Genomic DNA, 19,798 nt, shown 5'->3' with positions numbered 1-19,798 from the left:
AGCCTACGTGACGGGACCGACATCGAGGCGGGCCCGATCCCACGAGGAGCGGCGCGGCCGCGTCGTAGAGATCTACCAAACGATCTACGACGCGGCCGCTGACGTGCGTGTTCGGGCGGAATGAGCCGGAATCAGTGGGCTCCGGTGCCGGTCAGGGACCGTACCTCCAGCTCCGCGTACTTGCCCTTGTCGGGCTCCTCCTTCGACAGCATCGTGCCGAGCCAGCCGAGCAGGAAGCCGACGGGGATCGAGATGAGGCCCGGGTTCTCCAGCGGGAACCAGTGGAAGTCGACGCCCTTGAACATCGAGGTCTTCGGATTGCCGGAGACGACGGGCGAGAAGAGGACCAGGAAGACCGCGGTGAAGAGGCCGCCGTAGATCGACCACAGCGCGCCCTGGGTGGTGAACCTCTTCCAGAAGAGGCTGTAGAGGATCGTCGGCAGGTTGGCGGACGCGGCGACCGCGAAGGCGAGCGCGACCAGACCGGCCACGTTCAGGTCGCGGGCGAGCGCGCCGAGCGCGATGGAGATGATGCCGATGAAGACCGTCGCCCAGCGGGCCGCCTTCATCTCCTCCTTCTCCGACGCCTTGCCCTTCTTGATGACGTTGGCGTAGATGTCGTGCGCGAACGACGAGGACGAGGCCAGCGTCAGACCCGCGACGACCGCGAGGATCGTGGCGAACGCGACCGCCGAGATCGTGGCGAGCAGGATCGCGCCCCACGAGGAGTCGACGCCGCCCAGATGCAGCGCGAGCAGCGGTGCCGCCGTATTGCCCGCCGGGTTGGACTCGATGATCTCGGCCGGCTTGATGAGCGCCGCGGCGCCGAAGCCGAGCGCGATCGTCATCAGGTAGAAGGAACCGATGATGCCGATCGCCCAGTTCACGGACTTACGCGCGGCCTTGGAGGTCGGCACCGTGTAGAAGCGGATCAGGATGTGCGGCAATCCGGCGGTGCCCAGGACCAGGGCGATGCCGAGCGAGATGAAGTCCAGCTTCGAGGTGGACGTGGCGCCGTACTTCAGGCCCGGCTCCAGGAACGACGTGCCCTTGCCGCTGTTGGACGCGGCCGATCCGAGCAGGTCGGAGACGTTGAAGTTGAACTTGAGCAGCACCAGGAAGGTCAGCAGGAGTGTGCCCGCGATGAGCAGGACGGCCTTGACCATCTGCACCCAGGTGGTGCCCTTCATGCCGCCGATGGTGACGTACACGATCATCAGTACGCCGACGAGGGCGACGATGCCGATCTTGCCCGCGTCGGAGGTGATGCCGAGCAGCAGCGAGACGAGGACGCCCGCGCCCGCCATCTGCGCAAGGAGGTAGAAGATCGACACGATGATCGTGGAGGTGCCCGCGGCCGTGCGCACCGGGCGCTGGCGCATCCGGTAGGCGAGCACGTCGCCCATCGTGTAGCGCCCGGAGTTGCGCAGCGGCTCGGCGACCAGGAGCAGTGCCACGAGCCAGGCGACCAGGAAGCCGATGGAGTAGAGGAAGCCGTCGTACCCGAAGAGGGCGATCGCGCCCGCGATGCCGAGGAAGGACGCCGCCGACATGTAGTCGCCGGAGACCGCGAGGCCGTTCTGGAAGCCGGTGAACTGGCGGCCGCCCGCGTAGAAGTCGGCGGCGCTCTTGGTCTGGCGTCCTGCCCAGACGGTGATGAACAGGGTGGCGACGACAAAGACGGCGAACAGGGAGATGATCAGCGGCCGGTGCTCGCTCGCCTCACCCGCGGCCAGGACTGTGGTGTTCAGCGCGGGGCTCATGCGCCGCCCTCCATACGGGACTTGATCGCCTCGGCCTTGGGGTCGAGCTTGGTGGCCGCGTGGTGGGAGTACCACCAGGCGATGAGGAACGTGGTCAGGAACTGCGCGAGGCCGAGCACCAGGGCGACATTGATGTTGCCGAACAGCTTGGTGCCCATGAAGTCGCCCGCGTAGTTCGAGAGCAGCACGTAAGCCAGGTACCAGACGATGAACGCGACGGTCAGCGGGAAGGCGAAGGAGCGGTGCGCCCGGCGGAGTTCACCGAACTCCGGGCTCTCCTGCTCCTGGATGAACTCCTCCGTGGAAGGGGCATGGGGAGTGTCTGCGCCGCCCTTCGAAGGCGGCGGTGCATCGGTGGCCACGGAGTCTCCTCGTGGTGCGGGTGCGGTGGGGACATTCAGCTGATCCATGGGCCCTCTCTGATCCTGCGTTCTGATCCCGCGTGACGCGGATCACGTGAGCCACGGATGGCGATGCTAAGGCCACGGGACGTGATCCGACAGGGGGGTTGATGTTGCTTCCGTTTCCTTTTCAACGTCATCACGGCGACGTCGACCCGGCCACACTCCCCGATTTCTTCAAGAACCCGTTGCTGGCCTGGGAGTTCTGGGGATAGCTTCACTCTGCAATACCCGTCATGTACCTGCCCGACCACCTTTTGTGTTCGGGCAGTTCACGTATCCGGATGATGTGGAGATCCCATGGCTCATCTGCGCTCCAGACGCCGCGTCGCGCTCACCGTGCCGCTCGGTATCGCACTCGCGGCATCGGTCGGCTTCGCCCCCGGCGTCGCGACCGCGGTCCCCGCCGACGCCCCCGTGACCGCAGGCGCATCGGCGAACGCCGAGGCCCCGAAGCTCGCGTACGTCGTCAACACCCGCCCGGACCACGCGACGATCGAGTACGTCAAGAAGGCGATCGCCAAGGCGGACGGTTCCGTCGTCGTCGCCTACGAGAAGATCGGCGTCATCGTCGCGCACTCGGCCAACCCCGAGTTCGGCAAGCAGATGCGCAAGGTCAAGGGGGTCCAGTCGGCGGGCGCGACGCGCACATCGCCCCTCACCGCCGCGGGCACCACGGAGGAGGGCGCCCCGACCTTCGTGTCGAAGGCCGAGGCCAAGTCGCTCCAGAAGCAGGCCGGTCCGGACGCCGAGCCGATGGAAGCCGACCAGTGGGACCTGCGCGCGATAGGCGCCGACAAGGCAGCGAAGATCAACCCCGGCAGCGGCAAGGTCACCGTCGGCGTCATCGACACCGGAGTCGACGACACCCACCCGGACCTCGCTCCCAGCTTCTCGGCCTCGCAGTCGGCGAGCTGTGTCGGCGGCAAGGCGGACACCTCGCCCGGCGCCTGGCGTCCGGAGAAGAAGGAGCACTACCACGGCACGCACGTGGCCGGCGAGATCGCCGCCGCGCGCAACGGCGTGGGCGTCGCGGGTGTCGCGCCCGGCGTGAAGGTCGCGGGCATCAAGGTGGCCGACCCGGTCAGCGAGCTGTTCTTCCCGGAGAGCGTGGTCTGCGCCTTCGTGTTCGCCGCCGACAAGGGCATCGAGATCACGAACAACAGCTACTACGTGGACCCGTGGCTCTACAACTGCATGGACGACCCGGACCAGCGGGCCATCGTGGACGCGGTCAACCGGGCCCAGCTGTACGCACAGCGCAAGGGCACCCTGAACCTGGCGTCCGCGGGCAACTCCAACCATGACCTCGCCTCCGACGAGATCCTGGACGACTCAAGCCCGGACGACTCGACGCCGGTGCCGCGCACCATCGACCCCTCCGAGTGCTTCGACGTCCCGACGCAGCTGCCGGGCGTGGTCACGGTCAGCGCGACGGGCGTGAAGGACCTCAAGTCGTACTACTCCACGTACGGCAAGGGTGTCATCGACGTCGCGGCCCCCGGCGGCGACAAGTACCAGATCCCGGGCGACACCCCGTCGAAGAACGGCCGCATCCTCTCCACGATGCCGGGCGGCGAGTACGGCTGGCTGCAGGGCACGTCGATGGCATCGCCGCACGCCTCTGGCGTCGCCGCGCTCCTGAAGTCGACGCACCCCAAGGCGAGCCCCGCCGAACTCCAGCGCCTTCTTAAGAAGCAGGCCGACAACCCGGGCTGCCCGACGGAGCCGTACGACCCGGACGGTGACGGCGATGTCGACGCGGTCTGCGAGGGCGACACGAACAAGAACGGCTTCTACGGCAGCGGGATCGTCGACGCGCTCGACGCCGTGAAGAAGTGAGGGGCTCCCGCACCATGACCGCACCCTTCACGCGCTCCCGCCGCGTGCTCGCACTCCCCCTCGGCATGGCGGTGGCCTCGGCCGTCGCCTTCCTGCCGGGGACGGCGTCGGCCCAGCCGGACGCCGTGTCCCGGACCGGCGGCCCGGTCTCGTCCGTCGTGGACGCCCTGGGCGCTTCCCTCGCGGACGGCACGTCGATGAGCTACGTCGTCAATGTCCGCTCGGGTCCCGGCAGTTCACCGTCCGCCAAGACATCGGCGTACGTGAAGAAGGCCATCGCCAAGGCGGGCGGCACCGTCGTCATCGCGTACGACAGGATCGGCGTGATCGTCGTCCACTCGTCGAACGCGGACTTCGCCAAGGAGATCCGCAAGGCCAAGGGCGTCCAGTCGGCGGGCGCCACGCGGACGGCGCCGCTGTCCGCGCAGTCCGACGACGCGCTCGAGGCCGACCGGCCGCTGACCGCCGACGAGGCCGAGAAGGCCGCAGGGCAGGCGGGCGCGGGCCAGGACGAGCTCGAGCCGCTCCAGTGGGACCTGCCCGCCATCAAGGCGGACAAGGCCCACAAGGAGTCGCTCGGCAGCGCCGATGTCACCGTCGGCGTCCTGGACTCCGGCGTGGACGACACGCACCCGGACATCGCGCCGAACTTCGACGCGAAGGCGTCCGCGAGCTGCCTGGGCGGTGTGCCCGTGCAGAAGGACAACGCGTGGCGTCCGGTGGCCAAGGAGAGCGACCACGGCATGCACGTGGCGGGCACGATCGCCGCCGCGAAGAACGGCACCGGCGTCACCGGTGTCGCTCCTGGCGTGAAGGTGGCGAGCCTGAAGGTGGCCGAGCCTGCGACCGGCATGTACTACACGGAGGCCGTGGTCTGCGGCTTCATGTGGGCTGCCGATCACGGAGTCGACGTCACCAACTCCAGCTACTACACGGACCCGTGGCTGTTCAACTGCAAGACGGACGACGACCAGAAGGCCCTGGTCGACGCCGTCGGGCGGGCCACCCGGTACGCGGAGCGCAAGGGTGCGGTGAATGTCGCGGCGGCCGGAAACGCCAAGACGGACCTCGCGCAGGACGAGATCGTCGACGACTCCAGCCCGGACGACACGACGCCCACGGAGCGGACCATCAAGACCGCGGACTGCTTCGACCTGCCGTCGCAGCTTCCGGGTGTCGTGACCGTCTCGTCCACGGGCGCGAAGGGCATCAAGTCCTCGTTCTCGAACTACGGCAAGGGCGTCATCGACATCGCCGCACCCGGCGGCGACTCGACGAAGTTCCAGACGCCGGACGCGCCGGCCACCGACGGGCGCATCCTGTCGACGCTGCCGGGCGGCAAGTTCGGCTACAAGGCGGGTACGTCGATGGCGTCCCCGCACGCCGCGGGCGTGGCCGCGCTGATCAAGTCGGCCCATCCGCACGCCTCTTCGGCGAAGGTGAAGGCGCTGCTCTACGGCGAGGCCGACGCCATGAAGTGCACCGATCCGTACGACATCGACGGTGACGGCAAGGTCGACGCGGTGTGCGCGGGCGGCAAGAACAAGAACGGCTTCTACGGCGTGGGCATGATCGACGCGCTGGACGCCGTGCGGAAGTAGCGGATTCGCCTTCACTTGCGCAGAGGGGCCGGGCGGTTGCGGACCGCCCGGCCCTTCGCGAGAGGATCTCGCTCCATGTACGCCTATCGGAACCCCGCATTCGGCTCGGTCGACATCGAAAGCTGGGTGCCTCGACGGTTCTACCGCGCGGTCGGCGGCGCCTACGTGGTGCGGGCGGCGATCGGGCGTGGCTGTGGCGCGACTTCCGTGGGACGGCCACGGGCACACCCTGGACACCGCCAGGCATAGTGCATGCATGACGCAGACACCGATGACCGGTACGCGCGCGGCCTGGGCGGCGCTCGGGGGCGATGCCGCGCTCCTCTCCCGTGTCGAACCCGTCGTACGCGCGGGGGCGTTGCCCGCGCGGCTGCCCGTCCGTGAGCTGGCCCGCGCCTGCGTGGGCGCCTGCGCGCTCGCCGCGGCGGAACTGACGGCGGCGCGCACCGGGCGGGCCGTGCCCCAAGTCCAGGTAGATGACGGGGCGGTGGCCGTCGCGTTCACCAGCGAGCGGCAGCTGCTCGTGGACGGCCGCGAGCCCGTCACCTTCGCTCCCCTGTCCGGCTTCTGGCGCACCGGCGACGGCGGCTGGGTGCGGACGCACGCCAACTATCCGCACCACCGGGCGGCGCTGCTGGCCGCGCTCGGGCTCTCTGCCGAATCCGCCGACTCCACCGACCCGGTGGACTCCGTGGCCGCCCGGCTCGCCGAGCTGCCCGCCGTGGACGTGGAGGACGCCGTGTACGCCGCCGGAGGGCTCGCCGTGGCGCTGCGTACGCCCGAGGAGTGGGCGAAGCACCGGCAGGGCGCCGCGGTCGCCGAGCGGCCGCTGCTGAGCCGCGAGCGGATCGGCGAGGGGCCCGCGCGGTCCCTTCCGGCGCTCACCGGCGACCCCTTGCTGCCCGCTGCCGGGCTCCGCGTCCTCGACCTCACCCGGGTCATCGCGGGCCCCGTCGCGACCCGCACGCTGGCGCTGCTCGGCGCGGACGTGCTGCGGATCGACTCGCCCCGGCTGCCCGAACTCCCGGACCAGCACGCGGACACCGGCTTCGGGAAGCGGTCCGCGACGCTGGACCTGGCGCGGCGCGCGGACCTGCGGACGTTCGACGAGCTGCTCGCGGGGGCCGACGTGGTCGTCACCGGCTACCGCCCCGGGGCCCTTGACCGGTTCGGGCTCGCCCCACGGGCGCTGGCCGAGCGCAGGCCCGGGATCGTGGTGGCGCAGCTCTCGGCGTGGGGTGACTACGGGCCGTGGGCCGGGCGGCGCGGCTTCGACAGTCTGGTGCAGGTCGCTTCGGGGATCGCATCCGTCGAGGGGTCACCCGAGCGGCCTGGCGCGCTGCCCGCCCAGGCCCTGGACCACGGCACGGGCCATCTGCTGGCCGCCGCCGTCCTGCGTTCGCTCACCGAGGCGATGGCGGGCGGGGGCGCGTGGGGTGTGAGCCTGACGCTCGCGCAGACGGCGGGGTGGCTGACGGGGGCGTCCCTCGGGGGCGGGACCGGGCCCGAGGAAGGCCCGGACAGCACCGGCACCACGTACGACCCCACCCCCTGGCTGGCCGAGACGGACAGTCCCCTGGGGCGGCTGCGGTACGCGCTGCCGCCGGTGTCCTTCGCGGGCGGTCCTGACAACTGGTCGCGGCCGCCCGGCCGTTGGGGCACGGATACGCCCGAGTGGCGATGAAGAGACCCCGTCGGGCGGAATGGGATTCCGCCAGTTGTTTGCCAGGACTTGCCCGTTAAGGGGGCACCTGGTGAAGATCTTGTGGTGAGTCCCATCCAACCGTCCGCCGAACCCGGGGGCGAGGCAGCCGCCGAAGCGGCCGCCTCCGTGCCCCGTGCGTCCCACCGCGCGCCGCGCGGCCGCCCGTCGACGGCGCGTGCCGTCGCCGTCCTCGTCCTGGTGGCCGTCGCAGCCCTGATCCCGCTGCTCGGCCCGTCGGCCGCGCTGAACGGCACCGGGGAGGCCGAGGCGCCGGGCACGCCGGGGATCACGTTCCTGCGGACGGTCGTGTTCGCCGCGCTCTGCGTGCAGTTGGGCGAGCTGTACGCGATCCGCCTTGCCCGCCGGGTGCCGGGGGCGCCGCTGGAGCGCGAGCCACGGAGCTGGGCGGCTTGCGCGGCGTGCGCGGGCATCGTCGCGACGCTGGGGCTCGCCTCCGTGGTGGCCACCGGCAATCTGGTGCCGCATCAGCTCTCCGACATGGATATCGGCGGTCTCTATCAGACGCGGGACGGCAGGCTCGCGCTCCTGGAGGTCAACGCCTTCATCGTGGCGCTGCTGTGCTCGAGGTCTCGCCGCCCGTCGACCGCCGCCCTGCCGCTCGCCGCGGTGATCGTCGCGGAGGCGCTGCGCGCGCACCCTCCGACGGAGGACACCCCGCTGGTCGGGTCCGGCCTGACACTGATCCATCTGACCTGCGGGGTGCTGTGGGCGGGCGGCCTGCTGCACGTGCTGCGCACGCTGCGGCTGTGGCGGAGGTCCGCTCCCCGGGAGGGCGGAGCGCTTCTCGGCCTCTACGCGCGCGTGGCCGCCTTCCTGCTCGCCGCGATCACCGTGACGGGGGTGTGCAGCACGCTGCGCCGGATGCCGCCGGGCACCGTGCTCGACCAGCTGACGGACACGGCCTACGGACGCACGCTGCTCGCCAAGCTGCTCCTGGTGGTGGCCGTCGCCGTCATGGCGCTGCTCGCGCGCGTCCGGCTGCGCAAGGCCGCCGATCCCGTCTCCGCGTACGCCCCCGCGCGCGGGGAGGTCATCGCGCTCGGCCTCGTCGTGGTCGTGTCGGCGCTGCTCACCGCGCTGCCGCTGCCGATTCGCTGGTGAGTACGCCCACAGGTCGTACGCCGGAACCCCCTCAGGGCGTGCTTGTCCACCCTTCACCGTACGTCGGGGGCGGCGCAGTCCGCGCGTTCAGCGCCGCCAGAACGCCTCTGACCAGCAGGAACTGCGCGGCGATATACGTGAGCATGATCCAGAAGTCGGGCCTGGGAGCCTGCGGCCACTCGGCGACGCCGGTCGCGATGAGGGTGTCCGACAGGAGGAAGAGCGCGCCGCCCGCCGCTGCCGTGAGGCCCAGCGTGGTCGCGCCGAAAGCCATCGCGGTAAGCAGCAGGCTGTAACCCGCCACCGGGCCGCGCATGTCCGCCGGGAGGTCGGGCCAGAGGAGCGCGACGGTCGTGATGAGGGCTGCCGCGTACGCCGTGACGAGTGCGGCTCCACGCGCGCGTGCCGTGCCGTACCCCTTGCCGTGCCTCTTGAAGAGCACGAGGTAACAGACGTGGCCTGCCGCGAAGGAGCCCATGCCCGCGAGGAATGCGGGGTCCGCGTCGGAGAGGAGCAGGACGTCGCCGCCCCAGCCGAAGAGGACGGCGGCGATCAGGAGGCGAGGGCCCTTGACCGTGGCTACGTACGCCGCCAGGAGCGGCATGAGGAGGGGCTTGAAGATGGTGTGGACCGTGCCTGAGTCCGCCAGCAGTGCTGCCAGGTCACCTGTCGCCGCCAAGGCGAACGCGGCCAGGAGCAGCCTTGCCCTGGACCCCGCTTCACCGGTGCCCGGCAGTGAGGGCTGTGCCCACCCGTTCCGCCCTGCGGAACGCCTGCCCACAGCTGAGGACGGGCTCATGCGGCGCTCTCCGGGACCGGCTCAGGGGCCTTGCTCGCGGGGGTTTGTGTCTGCGGTTGCCAGCCCGGGCCCCTGAACAGCCTGCCGCCCCGTTCGCGCCAAGTTGTTGCTGTCCTCAGGTCCTTCGCTATCGCCGCGTACTCATGCGTCGCCACCCGCAGCGGGTTGTACGTGGTGATGTTCTTCGTGAGGCCGTAGACCGGGCGGTCCGTCTCCGCCACCCAGGAGCCGAACATGCGGTCCCAGATGATGAGGATGCCGCCGAAGTTGCGGTCCAGGTAGCCGCCCTGCGACGCGTGGTGGACGCGGTGGTGCGACGGGGTGTTGAAGACGTACTCGAAGGGCCGGGGCAGCTTGTCGATGCGTTCGGTGTGGATCCAGAACTGGTAGACGAGGTTCGCCGAGGAGCAGAAGGCGAGCGCCGCCGGGTGCACGCCGAGTGCGATCAGCGGGACGTAGAACGGCCAGACCGTCAGGCTCGTCCAGGGCTGGCGCAGCGCCGTGGTGAGGTTGAACTTGCGGCTGGAGTGGTGCACCACGTGGCAGGCCCACAGGATGCGGATGACGTGGTGTCCGCGGTGCGACCAGTAGTAGAAGAAGTCCTGCGCGAGCAGCATCAGCGGGATCGTCCACCACAGCACGGGGATGTGCAGCGGCGTCAGCGTGTAGATCGCCGTGTAGATGGCGACGATCGGGATCTTCCACAGGAAGTCGAAGACGAGGCTGCCGAGCCCCATGGTGATGGAGGTGGCGGCGTCCTTCGTCTCGTACCCGGCGGCGTCCTCATCGGGATGGATCCGGTGGCTCACGATCTCCACGACGGTGAGCAGCACGAAGGCGGGTATGGACCACAGCACGACATCGGGCAGGTTCGGCGGCATGCGTGCACCGTAAAGGCCCCTGACGGGCCGCCGCTAGACGTAGTTACCGACAAGTATTACCGCTGGTAAGACGGCGTATGTTGGCGGGCCCCGCCAAAAGCGGACGCTCAGACACCGACCGCCCCCAGCAGTGCGCCCGCCCCGTGGGTGACCGCCATGGCCATCGCTCCGCCTCCCACGTTCCGCACCACGGCAGGACGCACCGCCGCCGAGCCGAGGCGCGCGCCGCTCCAGCCCGTGAGGGCGAGCGCGCCGAGAACCGAGACGACGGTGACGGCGAGGCGCCAGTCGGCGGGCGGCAGCACGATCGCGAGAAGCGGAAGGAGCGCGCCCGCGGTGAAGGCGACAAAGCTGGCCCAGGCCGCGTGCCACGGGTTGGTGAGCGCGTCGGGGTCGATACCGAGCTCCACGCGCGCGTGGGCCCGCAGCGCGTCCCGCTCGGTGAGCTGCTGCGCCGCCTCGCGGGCCACATCACGGCTGAGCCCGCGCTCTTCCAGAAGGCCGGTCAGCTCGACCAGTTCGGCCTCGGGCTGCTCCCGCAGCTCGCGCTTCTCCATGGCCAGGGCGGCCTTCTCGGAGTCGCGCTGGGTGGACACGGAGACGTACTCGCCGGCGGCCATCGACATCGACCCGGCGAGCAGTCCGGCAAGTCCTGCCGTGAGCAGGGTGCCGCGGTCCCCGGTGGCGCCCGCGACGCCGACGACCAGGCCCGCCGTGGAGACGATGCCGTCGTTGGCCCCGAGCACGGCGGCCCGCAGCCAGTTGAGCCGGGAGGCGAGCGCGCCGCCGTGCGCCTCGTCGTGTTCCGGTGCCTGATCGCTCACCCGGGGAGGGTCTCACCCCGGGTGAGCGAGGGCGGCGGGGCACGCCGTCACCAGACGCGTACCGACCCTCCCGGGGCGAACACCGGGCTCGTCGCGCCGGCGGGTGTCTCCTTGAGGGGTTCGTCCAGTTCCTGGACGGTCGGTCCTGCCTTCGCCGCGATCGCGTCAAGGAGCTCCAGGTCGAAGCCGTAGACGCGGGCCGCGTTGCCGCCGACCATGGCCGCGATCTCCTCCTTCGGAAGACCCGCGTAGGCGATGCGCAGGCCTTCGCGCGAGAAGGGGTGCGTGCCTTCGTCGTGCGGGTAGTCGCTGCCCCACATGATCTTGTCGAGGCCGATCCGGTCCCGCATCTGCGCCTCGTGCGGGCGCATGAAGCTCGCGCCCACGAAACAGTTCTCGCGCCACACCTCGGACGGCCCCTTGCCCATCGAATCGGCAAGGCCCGCACCGAACTTCGACTCCGCGGTCTCGGCCGTGTCCGCCTTCGAAGCCGCCGCGACCAGGCGCCCGTGGTAGTAGTCCAGCATGTCGAGCACGCCCGGGATCCAGCCCGAGCCCTGCTCGGTGAGGACGAGCCTGAGCTCCGGGTGACGGCGGAAGGCGCCGCCGAAGACGAGGTGCCACAGCGCCCGGTGCGAGAACCACGTCGTCTCCACCATGAAGACGGCGCGCGCGGCCGGTTCCTCGCCCAACGGCGGCGATGCCGATCCCGCGTGGTGGTTGACCGGCGCACCGCGCTCGGCGCAGGCCGCCCAGATGGGGTCGTACGTCGCCGAGTAGAGCTCGGCGAGTCCCGATCCCGGCGGTGTGCCGGGCAGCAGGAGGCCGCCCTTGAGCCCGGCGTCGGCCGCCCAGTTGATCTCCTTGACGGCCTCGTCGACGTCGTTGAGGAGGATCTGGAAGACGCCCGCCCTGCGGCCGGGAGCCGCGGCGCAGAAGTCGGCGAGCCAGCGGTTGTGGGCCCGCAGGCCCGCCCAGCGCTGCTCGAACTCCTCGCGCGTGGGCGCCGGGGCCATCAGGGACGCGCTCGGGAAGAACGGCGGGATGGTGTTGGGGAAGACGACCTCGGCGACGATGCCGTCCTGCTCAAGGTCGGCGACGCGGCGGTCCGAGTTCCAGTTGCGGTCGGCGGTGTCGGCGAGCAGGTCCTCGTACGGATTGACGTAGGTGGCCGCCCAGGCGTCGAACGCGTCGTGGTGGCGGGACTCCAAGTAGGGCTTGTAGTCGAGGAGATCGGCGCCTGCGTGGCAGTCGGCCGAGATGACGGTGTAGCGCTCTTCGGTCATGCGCTTTTCGGTCATGCGCTTTTCGGTCGTGCGCTCTTCGGTCATGCGCTGCTGACTCATGTGTCCGCCCCCAGTACAGGGAAGTCGTTCTCCGTCAGCCAGTGGCGGCCCACGTCGCGCGAGCGCGCCCAGGAGGCCTCCACCGCCGCCTGGGCCGCCCCATCGGTGGCCTGGCCGAGATCGGCGGGCGTCGGGCCGATGCGGGCGGCCAGCGGTGCCAGTTTCTCGGTGTCGAAGCCGAAGACCTCCGCCGCCGCGAGGCCCAGCATCCGGCGGGTCTCCCCCACCGGGATGTCGTGGAAGGTTTTCTTCAGCCACGCGCGCGTGTCGGGCCAGGTCCCTTCGGGGTGCGGGAAGTCGCTGCCCCAGAGGATGTTGTCGACGCCGATCTCGTAGCGCTGGGCGAGTTCGCGGCGCTTGGTGTTGGTGGCGCAGATGAAGATCTGCCGGTCCAGGTACTCGTGCGGTGGCCGCTTGAGCTCCGCGAACGGGGAGAGCTTCTTGCCGCCGTGCGCGCCCAGGTAGAGGCGGTCCATGAACCACAGGAGGTTCGGCAGCCACCAGCAGCCGGACTCCGCGACACCGAACTTCAGCCCCGGGTGGCGCTCGAAGACGCCCGACCAGAGCATGAACCACAGCGGCCGCGCGGGCCACCAGGTCACTTCGGAGACGTAGATCCCGAGGTGGTCGCCGTACTCGTGGCGGGGCGCAGCCCCGGAGTGGGTGACCACGGGCATCGCGCACTCGGCCGCCGCCGCCCACACCGGGTCGTAACGCCGGTCGTGGTAAGGCGCCTTGTCGACCCACATGGAGGGGATCATCAGCGCGCCGAGCCCCGACTCCTTGGCCCGGTGCACCTCGGCGACGACCCGGTCGGCCTCTCCGGTGATGGGCAACAGGGCGACGCCGCAGTGCCGTTCGGGGTGTTCGGAGACGAAGTCGGCGAGCCAGCGGTTGTGCGCCTGCGCGCCCGCCATGCCGAGCTCGGGGTCCTGGTCGCCGGAGAGGCCGAGGCCCACTCCGAAGGGCGCCGCCGTCTGGCTGTCGACGGCGTCCGCGTCGGGGAAGACGACCTCGGCGGCCACCCCGTCGCCGTCCAGCTCCTTGAGGCGCTGCGCGGTGTCCCAGCCGCCGCGCAGGCCCTCTTCGTTGTCCTGGAACCACTTGGCGGCGAACGCGTCGTTGCGGATGCCGAGCCGGGTCGCCTCCTGGCGGCGGGCGTCGCGCTCGCCGAGGAACCGGTCGAACTCGTCGTGGAAGCGGCTGTCCAGATAGGGCCGGTACTCCTCGGTGGGGAGCCCGGCGTGGCAGTCGGAGGAGATGATCAGGTACGGATCGTTCTGCTGAGCCGTCATCACACGTCCCTCATTCAGTCGAGGATGAAGCTTTCCAAGTACGACGGATCGGCGCGGTCCAGCATCGACCGTGACCTCGCCTTGATCTGCCGGTCGCTGTGCTCGCTCTCCGGAAGCAGCCAGAAGCGCCCGGCCGCGATCCCCTCCGCCACGAAGTCGGCGACCTCCTCGACCGGGGTGAACTCCACCTCCTGGCCCGCGTCCTTCATCGCGGACTCCCACTGGTCGAGGCTGCGGTAAGGGGTCCTGCGGGGGCGGGACTTGGCGTACCGGTCGGGGCGGTTGCGGTGCGACTCCCACAACCCGGTGCGCAGCATGTGCGGCCCGGGGAAGAGCACGGAGGCGCCCACGCGCGCGTGCTCCGCCTTCAAATGGGCGTACAGCGACTCGGTCATCGTCACCACGGCGGCCTTGGTGACCGCGTACACGGACGCCGTCGGCAGCGGCGCGATGCCGCCGTCACCGGAGGAGGTGTTGACGACATGGCCCGGCTCGCCGCCCGCGATCATCCGGGGCACGAAGGCCTGGATGCCGTGGAAGACGCCCCACACGTTGACCTCGAAGGCCCATTTCCAGTCGTTCGGCTCGTGCTCCCACATGCGGCCCTCGGCGCCCGAGCCGACACCCGCGTTGTTGCACAGCACATGGACGGCGCCGAACTTCTCGTACGCCTCGTCGGCGAGGGCGAAGACCTGCTCGCGCGAGCCGACGTCGACCACGCGCGCGTGCACGCTCGCCCCGTCCTCGCGCAGCCCGGCCGCCGCCTTCTCCAGGGCACCCTCCTCGACGTCCGCGAGGACCACCTTCAGGCCGTCCGCCGCGAACCGCCGTGCCATGGCGAGGCCGATGCCGCTCGCCGCGCCCGTGACGACGGCGACCTGCCCATCGCACAACTCCATCTCAGACGCTCCCCTCGGGCGGGCCGTCGAGGATCTGCTGCGGGTCGTCGTAGCGCTGGTGGATGTAGGGCAGCAGGGCCTGCGCGCCGACCCGCTCGACGACGCGGCCCTTCTGGTCGGTGGTCTTCTCGCCGATGGTGATCTCGACGACCGCGCGCACGGGGAGGTCCGCGATCGGGTCGTACATGGACTCGCGCAGCACGATGTCGCCGGTGATGCCCTCCAGCTTGCGGACCTTCTCGTTGCGTACGCAGTGCACGAGCACCGGGTCCGCGTCGAAGCCCGAACCGTCCACTCCTGGAAGGAACTTGAAGTAGAAGTCGGTCTTCTGGGCCGGCTCCGGGAGCGGCAGCGGGCCGCTGACCGCGCCACGCACCTCGACGAAGGCGATGCCGTGCCGGGCGAGCCGGGCGCCGACGACCAGGCCGTCGCGCTCCACCTCCACCTCGCCGAGCTTCTTCGGCTCCCCGAAGACCTCGCGCCCGCCGATCAGGGCCCGCTCGTGGGTCATCGGCATGACGAGCGGATACCAGCCCTCCACTCCCCCGTGCTCGGCGGCCACCGCCACCGAGCCCGCGCCCAGCGGATAGCCCGGCAGGTCGACCTTGCTGATGTTGGCCCGCACCAGGGGCCGGTGCGTGGGCTTGAGCGGTGGCGGAAGGACCGCGGCCACCGCGTCCGGGTCGCTCTCCCAGACGGCCACCACACCGGTGGACCAGATGTCGGGGAGCTTCGAGCTCGCGGTGCGCGTCGCGGCGATCTCCGCCTCGGTGCGCGCTCCGTAACGTACGCGTGCCATGTCGTACCACCCTTCGTCAGCGCGGGAGTCGGGCCCGCGACGGGGACTTGCGGGAGGTCTTGCGGAAGGTTCTGTAACACAGTTACAACAGGACCCGTGAAGAGTGAAGAGCCGCGTCACGAAGGAACGCGCACGCATCTGAACCGGGAGCAGGTGCTCGCCGCCGCCACCGCGCTCGTCAAGAAGCACGGCCCGCAGGGCCTGACGATGCGCAAGCTCGCCGCCGAGCTCGGCACGGCCGTCACCTCGATCTACTGGCACGTGGGCAACCGCGAGTCGCTCCTGGACGCCCTGGTCGAGCGCACCGTCGCCGACCTGCGCGAGATCCGCCCCTCCGGAAAGACCCCGGACCGGCGCATCGTCTCCGTGGCGCGCGCCCTGCGCCGCGAGCTGCGCGACCATCCGCACCTCGTCGCGATGGTCCACGAACGCGGCCTCACCGAGCGGATGTTCCTGCCCACGCAGCGGGTCCTGGTGCACGAGGTGCACGCCGCGGGCCTGCGGGGCACACGCGCGGCCGACGCCGTGCGCGCCGTGCAGGTCCATGTCGTCGGGCACGTCCTGGTCGAGCGCAACCGCGAACGGGCGCCTGTGCAGCGGCCCGGCGAGGAGGAGCTGTGGACGGTGGAGACCGCCGAGGACGATCCCGAGCTCGCCGGCGCGCTCGCCGCACCGGTTGACCCGGAGGCCTTGTTCACGACATCCGTGCGCGCGCTGGTGGCCGGACTGCTCGGACCGGGGACCTGACTGTCAGTCGTGGCCCGTATCCTCATGGACCATGCTCGAAGACCAGACGACCGCAGCGTCCGCAGCCCCCTGGCCGGCCGCGTATCCCACGGGATACGCGGTCGTCGACGTGGAGACCACAGGTCTTGCCCGCGACGACCGCATAGTGTCGGCTGCCGTCTACCGGGTGGACGCCCAGGGCGAGGTGGAGGACCACTGGTACACGCTGGTCAACCCGCAGCGCGATCCGGGCCCCGTCTGGATCCACGGACTCACCAGTTCGATGCTGGCCGACGCGCCGCTCTTCAAGGACATCGCCGACGAGTTCGCCGCGCGCCTCGCCGACCGCGTCCTGGTCGCGCACAACGCCGTCTTCGACTGGTCGATGATCGCCAGGGAGTACGCACGCGCGGAGCGCACCGCCCCGGTGCGCCAGCGCCTGTGCACGATCGCCCTCTCCAAGGAGCTGCGGCTCCCGCTGCCCAACCACAAGCTGGAGTCGCTCGCCGCGCACTTCGGGGTCGAGCAGCGCAACGCGCACAACGCGCTCGACGACGCGCGCGTGCTCGCCGAGGCCTTCCGGCCGAGCCTGCGGGCCGCGGCGAACGGCGGGGTGCGGCTGCCGCTCCTGGAGTGCCGTCCGCTCACCGAGTGGTCCGACGGCCCGGCGCGCATCGTCCGCCAGCCGACGGGACCCGGCTCAGCATCCTCGTCATCCTCTTCATACTCCTCGTACTCCTCGTACGGCCAAGGGAGTTGGCGCCCCTCACGCAAGCGGCCCGCCTGCCCCTACCCCAACCCGGGGCGGTACGAGCCGGGCAGGCCGCTCCAGCAGGGCATGCGTGTCGCGTTCTCCGGGGACACCTCGATCGAGCGCGAGCTGCTCGAGGACCGCGCGGTGGAGGCCGGACTGCACATCGCGACGAGCGTGTCGCGGCTGACCAGCCTGCTCGTCACGAACGACCCGGATTCGGGTACGTCCAAGACCACCAAGGCGCGGGCGTTCGGCACCCCGGTCATCGACGAGGCGGCCTTCGGCCAGCTCCTCCAGGACGTCGCTCCGGCGGCGGAGGGCTGAGCCGCCGGGCGGGTGTCAGACGGGTGATTGTCGGGACGCGCCCCGCCTGCCCGCTCGCATGCGGGCGCCGCGCATCCCACCCTGTGGCGCATGGCACGTTGCGAGGTCTGCGGAAACGACTACGGCATGTCCTTCGAGGTGCACGCGCAAGGCGCGGTGCACGTCTTCGACTGCTTCTCCTGCGCCATTCACCGCATGGCGCCCATCTGTGAGCACTGCCGGTGCCGGATCATCGGCCAGGGCGTGGAGGCCGACGGGCAGTGGTACTGCGGTGCGCACTGCTCGCGGGCGGAGGGGCAGGTGGGCATCGTCGACAGGGTGTGACCCGGGCCTCTCCCCTGCGCCCCCACGGCCCTCCGCGGCTCCGTTCCGGAGTACCCCACCCCCGTGCACCCCACGACCGAGTTGTACCGTCGTGGGGTGTACCGCTTCCTGTTGTCCCGGCAGTGGGTGATCCTCACCCTCATCGCCCTCGTTCTCATCCCCACGATGATCGAGCTGGGCTTCTGGCAGCTGCACCGTCACGAGGACCGCGTCGCACAGAACGCGCAGATCTCCGAGGCGCTGGACGCCGAGCCCGTCCCGGCCGAGCGGCTCACGTCCCCCGGCCACGCCGTCTCGCACGACGAGCGCTATCGCCGGGTGAGCGCGAAGGGGACGTACGACACGGAGCACGAGGTCGTCGTGCGGCGCCGCACGAACTCCGACGACGAGATCGGCTTCCACGTCCTGACGCCGTTCGTCCTCGACGACGGCAAGGTGCTCCTCGTCAACCGGGGCTGGATCCCGGCGAACGGGCCGCAGACCGCGTTCCCGAAGGTTCCCCCGGCACCCAAGGGCGAGCTGACCGTCACCGGCAGGCTCATGGCCGACGAGACGTCCGCGAAGAGCGGCATCAAGGACCTCCAGGGTCTTCCGGACCGTCAGATCATGCTGATCAGCAGCGGGCAGCAGGCGCACAGCCTCGGCAAGCAGGTCCTCGGCGGCTACATCGAACTGACCGCGCCGGAGCCCGCGTCCGGCACCCCCCAGCCGATCGGCGAGCCCGAGCACGGCGACATCGGCCCGCACATGGCGTACGCGGTCCAGTGGTGGCTGTTCTGCGCGGGCGTCCCCATCGGCTGGGTCATCCTGGTCCGCCGCGAAGTGCGGGACCGCGCGGCGGCCGCCGATGAGTCCGCGCCGGAGGCGACGCCTGCGGCTGTGTGACGGGCCTCGCGTTCCCCGGCCGTGACGCGGCAGGATAGGGCCATGGATCTTGGACTGAAGGACCGTGTCTACGTCATCACCGGCGCCACCCGCGGCCTGGGCAACGCCGCCGCGCGTGAGCTGATCGCGGACGGCGCGAAGGTACTCATCACCGGGCGGGACGAGAAGACCGTCGCCGAAGCCGCGGAAGCGCTGGGCCCCGATACGGTCGGCATCGCGGCGGACAACGGCGACCCCGCCGTCGCCGGGCGGCTGATCGAGGCCGCGCGGGAGCGGTTCGGGCGGTTCGACGGTGTGCTGATCAGTGTCGGGGGTCCCGCGCCGGGGTTCGCCGCCGACAACACGGACGAGCAGTGGGAGTCGGCGTTCGAGTCCGTCTTCCTCGGGGCGGTGCGCCTTGCGCGGGCCGCCGCGGCCGAGCTCGGTGAGGGGGGTGTCATCGGCTTCGTCCTCTCCGCGTCCGTGCACGAGCCGATTCCGGGTCTCACGATCTCCAACGGGCTGCGGCCGGGCCTTGCCGGCTTCGCCAAGTCGCTGGCCGACGAGCTCGGGCCGCGGGGCATTCGCGTCGTCGGACTCCTCCCGGCCCGTATCGACACGGATCGGGTGCGGGAGCTTGACGGTCTCTCGGCGGATCCCGAGGCGACGCGGGCGGCGAACGAGTCCCGCATCCCACTGCGCCGCTACGGCACTCCGGAGGAATTCGGCCACACGGCCGCGTTCCTCCTCTCTCCCGCGGCGTCCTACCTGACGGGGGTCATGCTGCCGGTGGATGGCGGGGCTCGGCGGGGGTTCTGACGGGCAGGTGGGCCGGGGCAGTATCCAGCCCGTCGAGGGGGTCCCCCTGCTCATTAAGAGCTTGGGGGAGTCTGACGACGAACGCGGCGGAGCCGGTGATCGACGGTGCCCAAAGCCGGCGCAGCGCTCAGCTCACCCGCTCCGCCCTGTGCTTCACCGCCCGCAGCTGCACCACCGCGGGCAGCCTCGCCAATCCCGCGGAGTCGCGCGCATGCGCCAGCGCCTCCGCCGAGAGCCGATGGAGCGCCTCGCCCGGTGTCGCGTGCGGCTCCAGGAGGAGGGACACCCGGGCCTCGGGAGCGTTGCGACGGCCCGTCAGGGAGACGGCGGCCCGCTGCACACCCTCCAGCGACTCGGCCTCGCCCGCGAGGACGCTCTCCAGGGCCCGGCCCCGAAGCAGCGCCCCCTCCCCGTCCCCCGTCTCCACAAGCACCTCCGCAAGGCGGCGCCGCCGCAACTGCGCGGAGAGCCACCACAGGGCGAGCAGCACGCACACCGCGAGCACACCGATGACCGTGGGCCAGAACCAGCCGTCGTCCCGCCACTGCTCCCGGTCCGCGTCGCTGAGCAGGACATCGTGCTTCCCCTCGTGCACCCACCACGAGGGCGGGCTCGCGCCGAGGCCGATGGCGAGCACCGAACCGCCGATCACCAGCAGGGCGAGTCCCAGCAGGCCGAGCACCACGCGGTTGACCGTCCTCAGCATCGCG

At 70.8% G+C, this 19,798-nt stretch carries 19 protein-coding genes; 9 read left to right on the top strand and 10 right to left on the bottom strand.

The annotated features are described in order from the left end of the window. Positions 1 to 131 precede the first annotated feature (131 nt). A complete protein-coding gene (locus AB0O76_RS37995) occupies positions 132 to 1,763 on the bottom strand; it encodes a cation acetate symporter (protein ID WP_365501255.1) in 1,632 nt (543 codons plus the stop codon). Beyond that, positions 1,760 to 2,125, bottom strand: coding sequence for a DUF485 domain-containing protein (locus tag AB0O76_RS37990; protein WP_365501253.1), 366 nt, complete (start codon positions 2,123 to 2,125; stop codon positions 1,760 to 1,762). The genes AB0O76_RS37995 and AB0O76_RS37990 overlap by 4 nt, the downstream gene beginning before the upstream one ends. 339 nt (positions 2,126 to 2,464) lie before the next feature. On the opposite strand from AB0O76_RS37990, the gene AB0O76_RS37985 reads away from it, so the two are divergent. From AB0O76_RS37985 to AB0O76_RS37970, 4 genes are all read left to right on the top strand, one after another. Next, the gene (locus AB0O76_RS37985; protein WP_365501251.1) at positions 2,465 to 4,006 is read left to right on the top strand and encodes a S8 family serine peptidase; all 1,542 of its coding nucleotides are present in this window, start codon (positions 2,465 to 2,467) and stop codon (positions 4,004 to 4,006) included. A 14-nt stretch (positions 4,007 to 4,020) separates the two neighbouring features. Next, positions 4,021 to 5,607 carry a S8 family serine peptidase gene (locus AB0O76_RS37980; RefSeq protein WP_365501249.1) on the top strand — a complete coding sequence of 529 codons (1,587 nt, stop codon included), beginning with the start codon at positions 4,021 to 4,023 and terminating at the stop codon, positions 5,605 to 5,607. Between the two features lie 256 nt (positions 5,608 to 5,863). Next, positions 5,864 to 7,291 carry a CoA transferase gene (locus tag AB0O76_RS37975; protein WP_365501247.1) on the top strand — a complete coding sequence of 476 codons (1,428 nt, stop codon included), beginning with the start codon at positions 5,864 to 5,866 and terminating at the stop codon, positions 7,289 to 7,291. A 147-nt stretch (positions 7,292 to 7,438) separates the two neighbouring features. Further along, positions 7,439 to 8,434 (top strand): CopD family protein, encoded by a 996-nt coding sequence (locus tag AB0O76_RS37970; protein ID WP_365501315.1) that lies wholly within the window; start codon positions 7,439 to 7,441, stop codon positions 8,432 to 8,434. A 31-nt stretch (positions 8,435 to 8,465) separates the two neighbouring features. On the opposite strand, the gene AB0O76_RS37965 is transcribed toward AB0O76_RS37970, so the two are convergent. From AB0O76_RS37965 to AB0O76_RS37935, 7 genes are all read right to left on the bottom strand, one after another. After that, positions 8,466 to 9,233 (bottom strand): lysoplasmalogenase, encoded by a 768-nt coding sequence (locus AB0O76_RS37965; protein WP_365501245.1) that lies wholly within the window; start codon positions 9,231 to 9,233, stop codon positions 8,466 to 8,468. Next, positions 9,230 to 10,114, bottom strand: coding sequence for a sterol desaturase family protein (locus AB0O76_RS37960; RefSeq protein WP_365501243.1), 885 nt, complete (start codon positions 10,112 to 10,114; stop codon positions 9,230 to 9,232). The genes AB0O76_RS37965 and AB0O76_RS37960 overlap by 4 nt, the downstream gene beginning before the upstream one ends. A gap of 107 nt (positions 10,115 to 10,221) precedes the next feature. Next, entirely contained in the window at positions 10,222 to 10,938 is a 717-nt protein-coding gene (locus tag AB0O76_RS37955) for a VIT family protein (protein WP_365501241.1), read from the bottom strand. A 47-nt stretch (positions 10,939 to 10,985) separates the two neighbouring features. Then, positions 10,986 to 12,224, bottom strand: a complete 1,239-nt coding sequence (locus tag AB0O76_RS37950; RefSeq protein WP_365501313.1) for an amidohydrolase family protein — start codon at positions 12,222 to 12,224, stop codon at positions 10,986 to 10,988. 56 nt (positions 12,225 to 12,280) lie between these two features. Next, positions 12,281 to 13,579, bottom strand: coding sequence for an amidohydrolase family protein (locus tag AB0O76_RS37945; RefSeq protein ID WP_365501239.1), 1,299 nt, complete (start codon positions 13,577 to 13,579; stop codon positions 12,281 to 12,283). Positions 13,580 to 13,593: 14 nt separating this feature from the next. Continuing rightward, the gene (locus AB0O76_RS37940) at positions 13,594 to 14,478 is read right to left on the bottom strand and encodes an SDR family NAD(P)-dependent oxidoreductase (protein ID WP_365501237.1); all 885 of its coding nucleotides are present in this window, start codon (positions 14,476 to 14,478) and stop codon (positions 13,594 to 13,596) included. A 1-nt stretch (position 14,479) separates the two neighbouring features. Beyond that, the gene (locus AB0O76_RS37935) at positions 14,480 to 15,277 is read right to left on the bottom strand and encodes an acetoacetate decarboxylase family protein (RefSeq protein ID WP_365501235.1); all 798 of its coding nucleotides are present in this window, start codon (positions 15,275 to 15,277) and stop codon (positions 14,480 to 14,482) included. Between the two features lie 96 nt (positions 15,278 to 15,373). Between AB0O76_RS37935 and AB0O76_RS37930 the strand changes: the two genes are divergently transcribed. The 5 genes from AB0O76_RS37930 to AB0O76_RS37910 all read left to right on the top strand — a co-directional run bounded on the left by AB0O76_RS37930 (position 15,374) and on the right by AB0O76_RS37910 (position 19,088). Beyond that, positions 15,374 to 16,024: a TetR family transcriptional regulator gene (locus AB0O76_RS37930; protein ID WP_365501233.1), complete on the top strand. Its 651-nt coding sequence runs from the start codon at positions 15,374 to 15,376 to the stop codon at positions 16,022 to 16,024. Between the two features lie 31 nt (positions 16,025 to 16,055). Next, on the top strand, positions 16,056 to 17,081 hold the full coding sequence (locus AB0O76_RS37925) for a DEDDh family exonuclease (protein ID WP_365501231.1): 1,026 nt from the start codon (positions 16,056 to 16,058) through the stop codon (positions 17,079 to 17,081). A 90-nt stretch (positions 17,082 to 17,171) separates the two neighbouring features. Beyond that, positions 17,172 to 17,405 carry a hypothetical protein gene (locus AB0O76_RS37920; RefSeq protein WP_135331724.1) on the top strand — a complete coding sequence of 78 codons (234 nt, stop codon included), beginning with the start codon at positions 17,172 to 17,174 and terminating at the stop codon, positions 17,403 to 17,405. Between the two features lie 96 nt (positions 17,406 to 17,501). Next, on the top strand, positions 17,502 to 18,290 hold the full coding sequence (locus AB0O76_RS37915; protein ID WP_365501311.1) for an SURF1 family protein: 789 nt from the start codon (positions 17,502 to 17,504) through the stop codon (positions 18,288 to 18,290). Positions 18,291 to 18,332: 42 nt separating this feature from the next. Further along, positions 18,333 to 19,088 (top strand): SDR family oxidoreductase, encoded by a 756-nt coding sequence (locus tag AB0O76_RS37910; protein WP_365501229.1) that lies wholly within the window; start codon positions 18,333 to 18,335, stop codon positions 19,086 to 19,088. A gap of 127 nt (positions 19,089 to 19,215) precedes the next feature. Here AB0O76_RS37910 and amaP read toward each other — a convergent pair whose 3' ends face one another. Next, on the bottom strand, positions 19,216 to 19,794 hold the full coding sequence (gene amaP, locus AB0O76_RS37905) for an alkaline shock response membrane anchor protein AmaP (RefSeq protein ID WP_365501227.1): 579 nt from the start codon (positions 19,792 to 19,794) through the stop codon (positions 19,216 to 19,218). Positions 19,795 to 19,798: the final 4 nt, after the last annotated feature.

The sequence above is a fragment of the Streptomyces sp. NPDC086554 genome, from assembly GCF_040686095.1.
Classification (GTDB): Bacteria; Actinomycetota; Actinomycetes; order Streptomycetales; family Streptomycetaceae; genus Streptomyces.
This window is presented reverse-complemented; position numbering and strand designations above follow the sequence as displayed.

Coding starts and splice junctions, on each gene's coding strand:
- amaP (WP_365501227.1), bottom strand. CDS start 19,794: ATGCTGAGGACGGTCAACCGCGTGGTGCTCGGCCTGCTGGGACTCGCC.
- AB0O76_RS37960 (WP_365501243.1), bottom strand. CDS start 10,114: ATGCCGCCGAACCTGCCCGATGTCGTGCTGTGGTCCATACCCGCCTTC.
- AB0O76_RS37985 (WP_365501251.1), top strand. CDS start 2,465: ATGGCTCATCTGCGCTCCAGACGCCGCGTCGCGCTCACCGTGCCGCTC.
- AB0O76_RS37980 (WP_365501249.1), top strand. CDS start 4,021: ATGACCGCACCCTTCACGCGCTCCCGCCGCGTGCTCGCACTCCCCCTC.
- AB0O76_RS37950 (WP_365501313.1), bottom strand. CDS start 12,224: ATGACCGAAGAGCGCTACACCGTCATCTCGGCCGACTGCCACGCAGGC.
- AB0O76_RS37995 (WP_365501255.1), bottom strand. CDS start 1,763: ATGAGCCCCGCGCTGAACACCACAGTCCTGGCCGCGGGTGAGGCGAGC.
- AB0O76_RS37925 (WP_365501231.1), top strand. CDS start 16,056: ATGCTCGAAGACCAGACGACCGCAGCGTCCGCAGCCCCCTGGCCGGCC.
- AB0O76_RS37910 (WP_365501229.1), top strand. CDS start 18,333: ATGGATCTTGGACTGAAGGACCGTGTCTACGTCATCACCGGCGCCACC.
- AB0O76_RS37975 (WP_365501247.1), top strand. CDS start 5,864: ATGACGCAGACACCGATGACCGGTACGCGCGCGGCCTGGGCGGCGCTC.
- AB0O76_RS37920 (WP_135331724.1), top strand. CDS start 17,172: ATGGCACGTTGCGAGGTCTGCGGAAACGACTACGGCATGTCCTTCGAG.
- AB0O76_RS37945 (WP_365501239.1), bottom strand. CDS start 13,579: ATGACGGCTCAGCAGAACGATCCGTACCTGATCATCTCCTCCGACTGC.
- AB0O76_RS37935 (WP_365501235.1), bottom strand. CDS start 15,277: ATGGCACGCGTACGTTACGGAGCGCGCACCGAGGCGGAGATCGCCGCG.
- AB0O76_RS37965 (WP_365501245.1), bottom strand. CDS start 9,233: ATGAGCCCGTCCTCAGCTGTGGGCAGGCGTTCCGCAGGGCGGAACGGG.
- AB0O76_RS37940 (WP_365501237.1), bottom strand. CDS start 14,478: ATGGAGTTGTGCGATGGGCAGGTCGCCGTCGTCACGGGCGCGGCGAGC.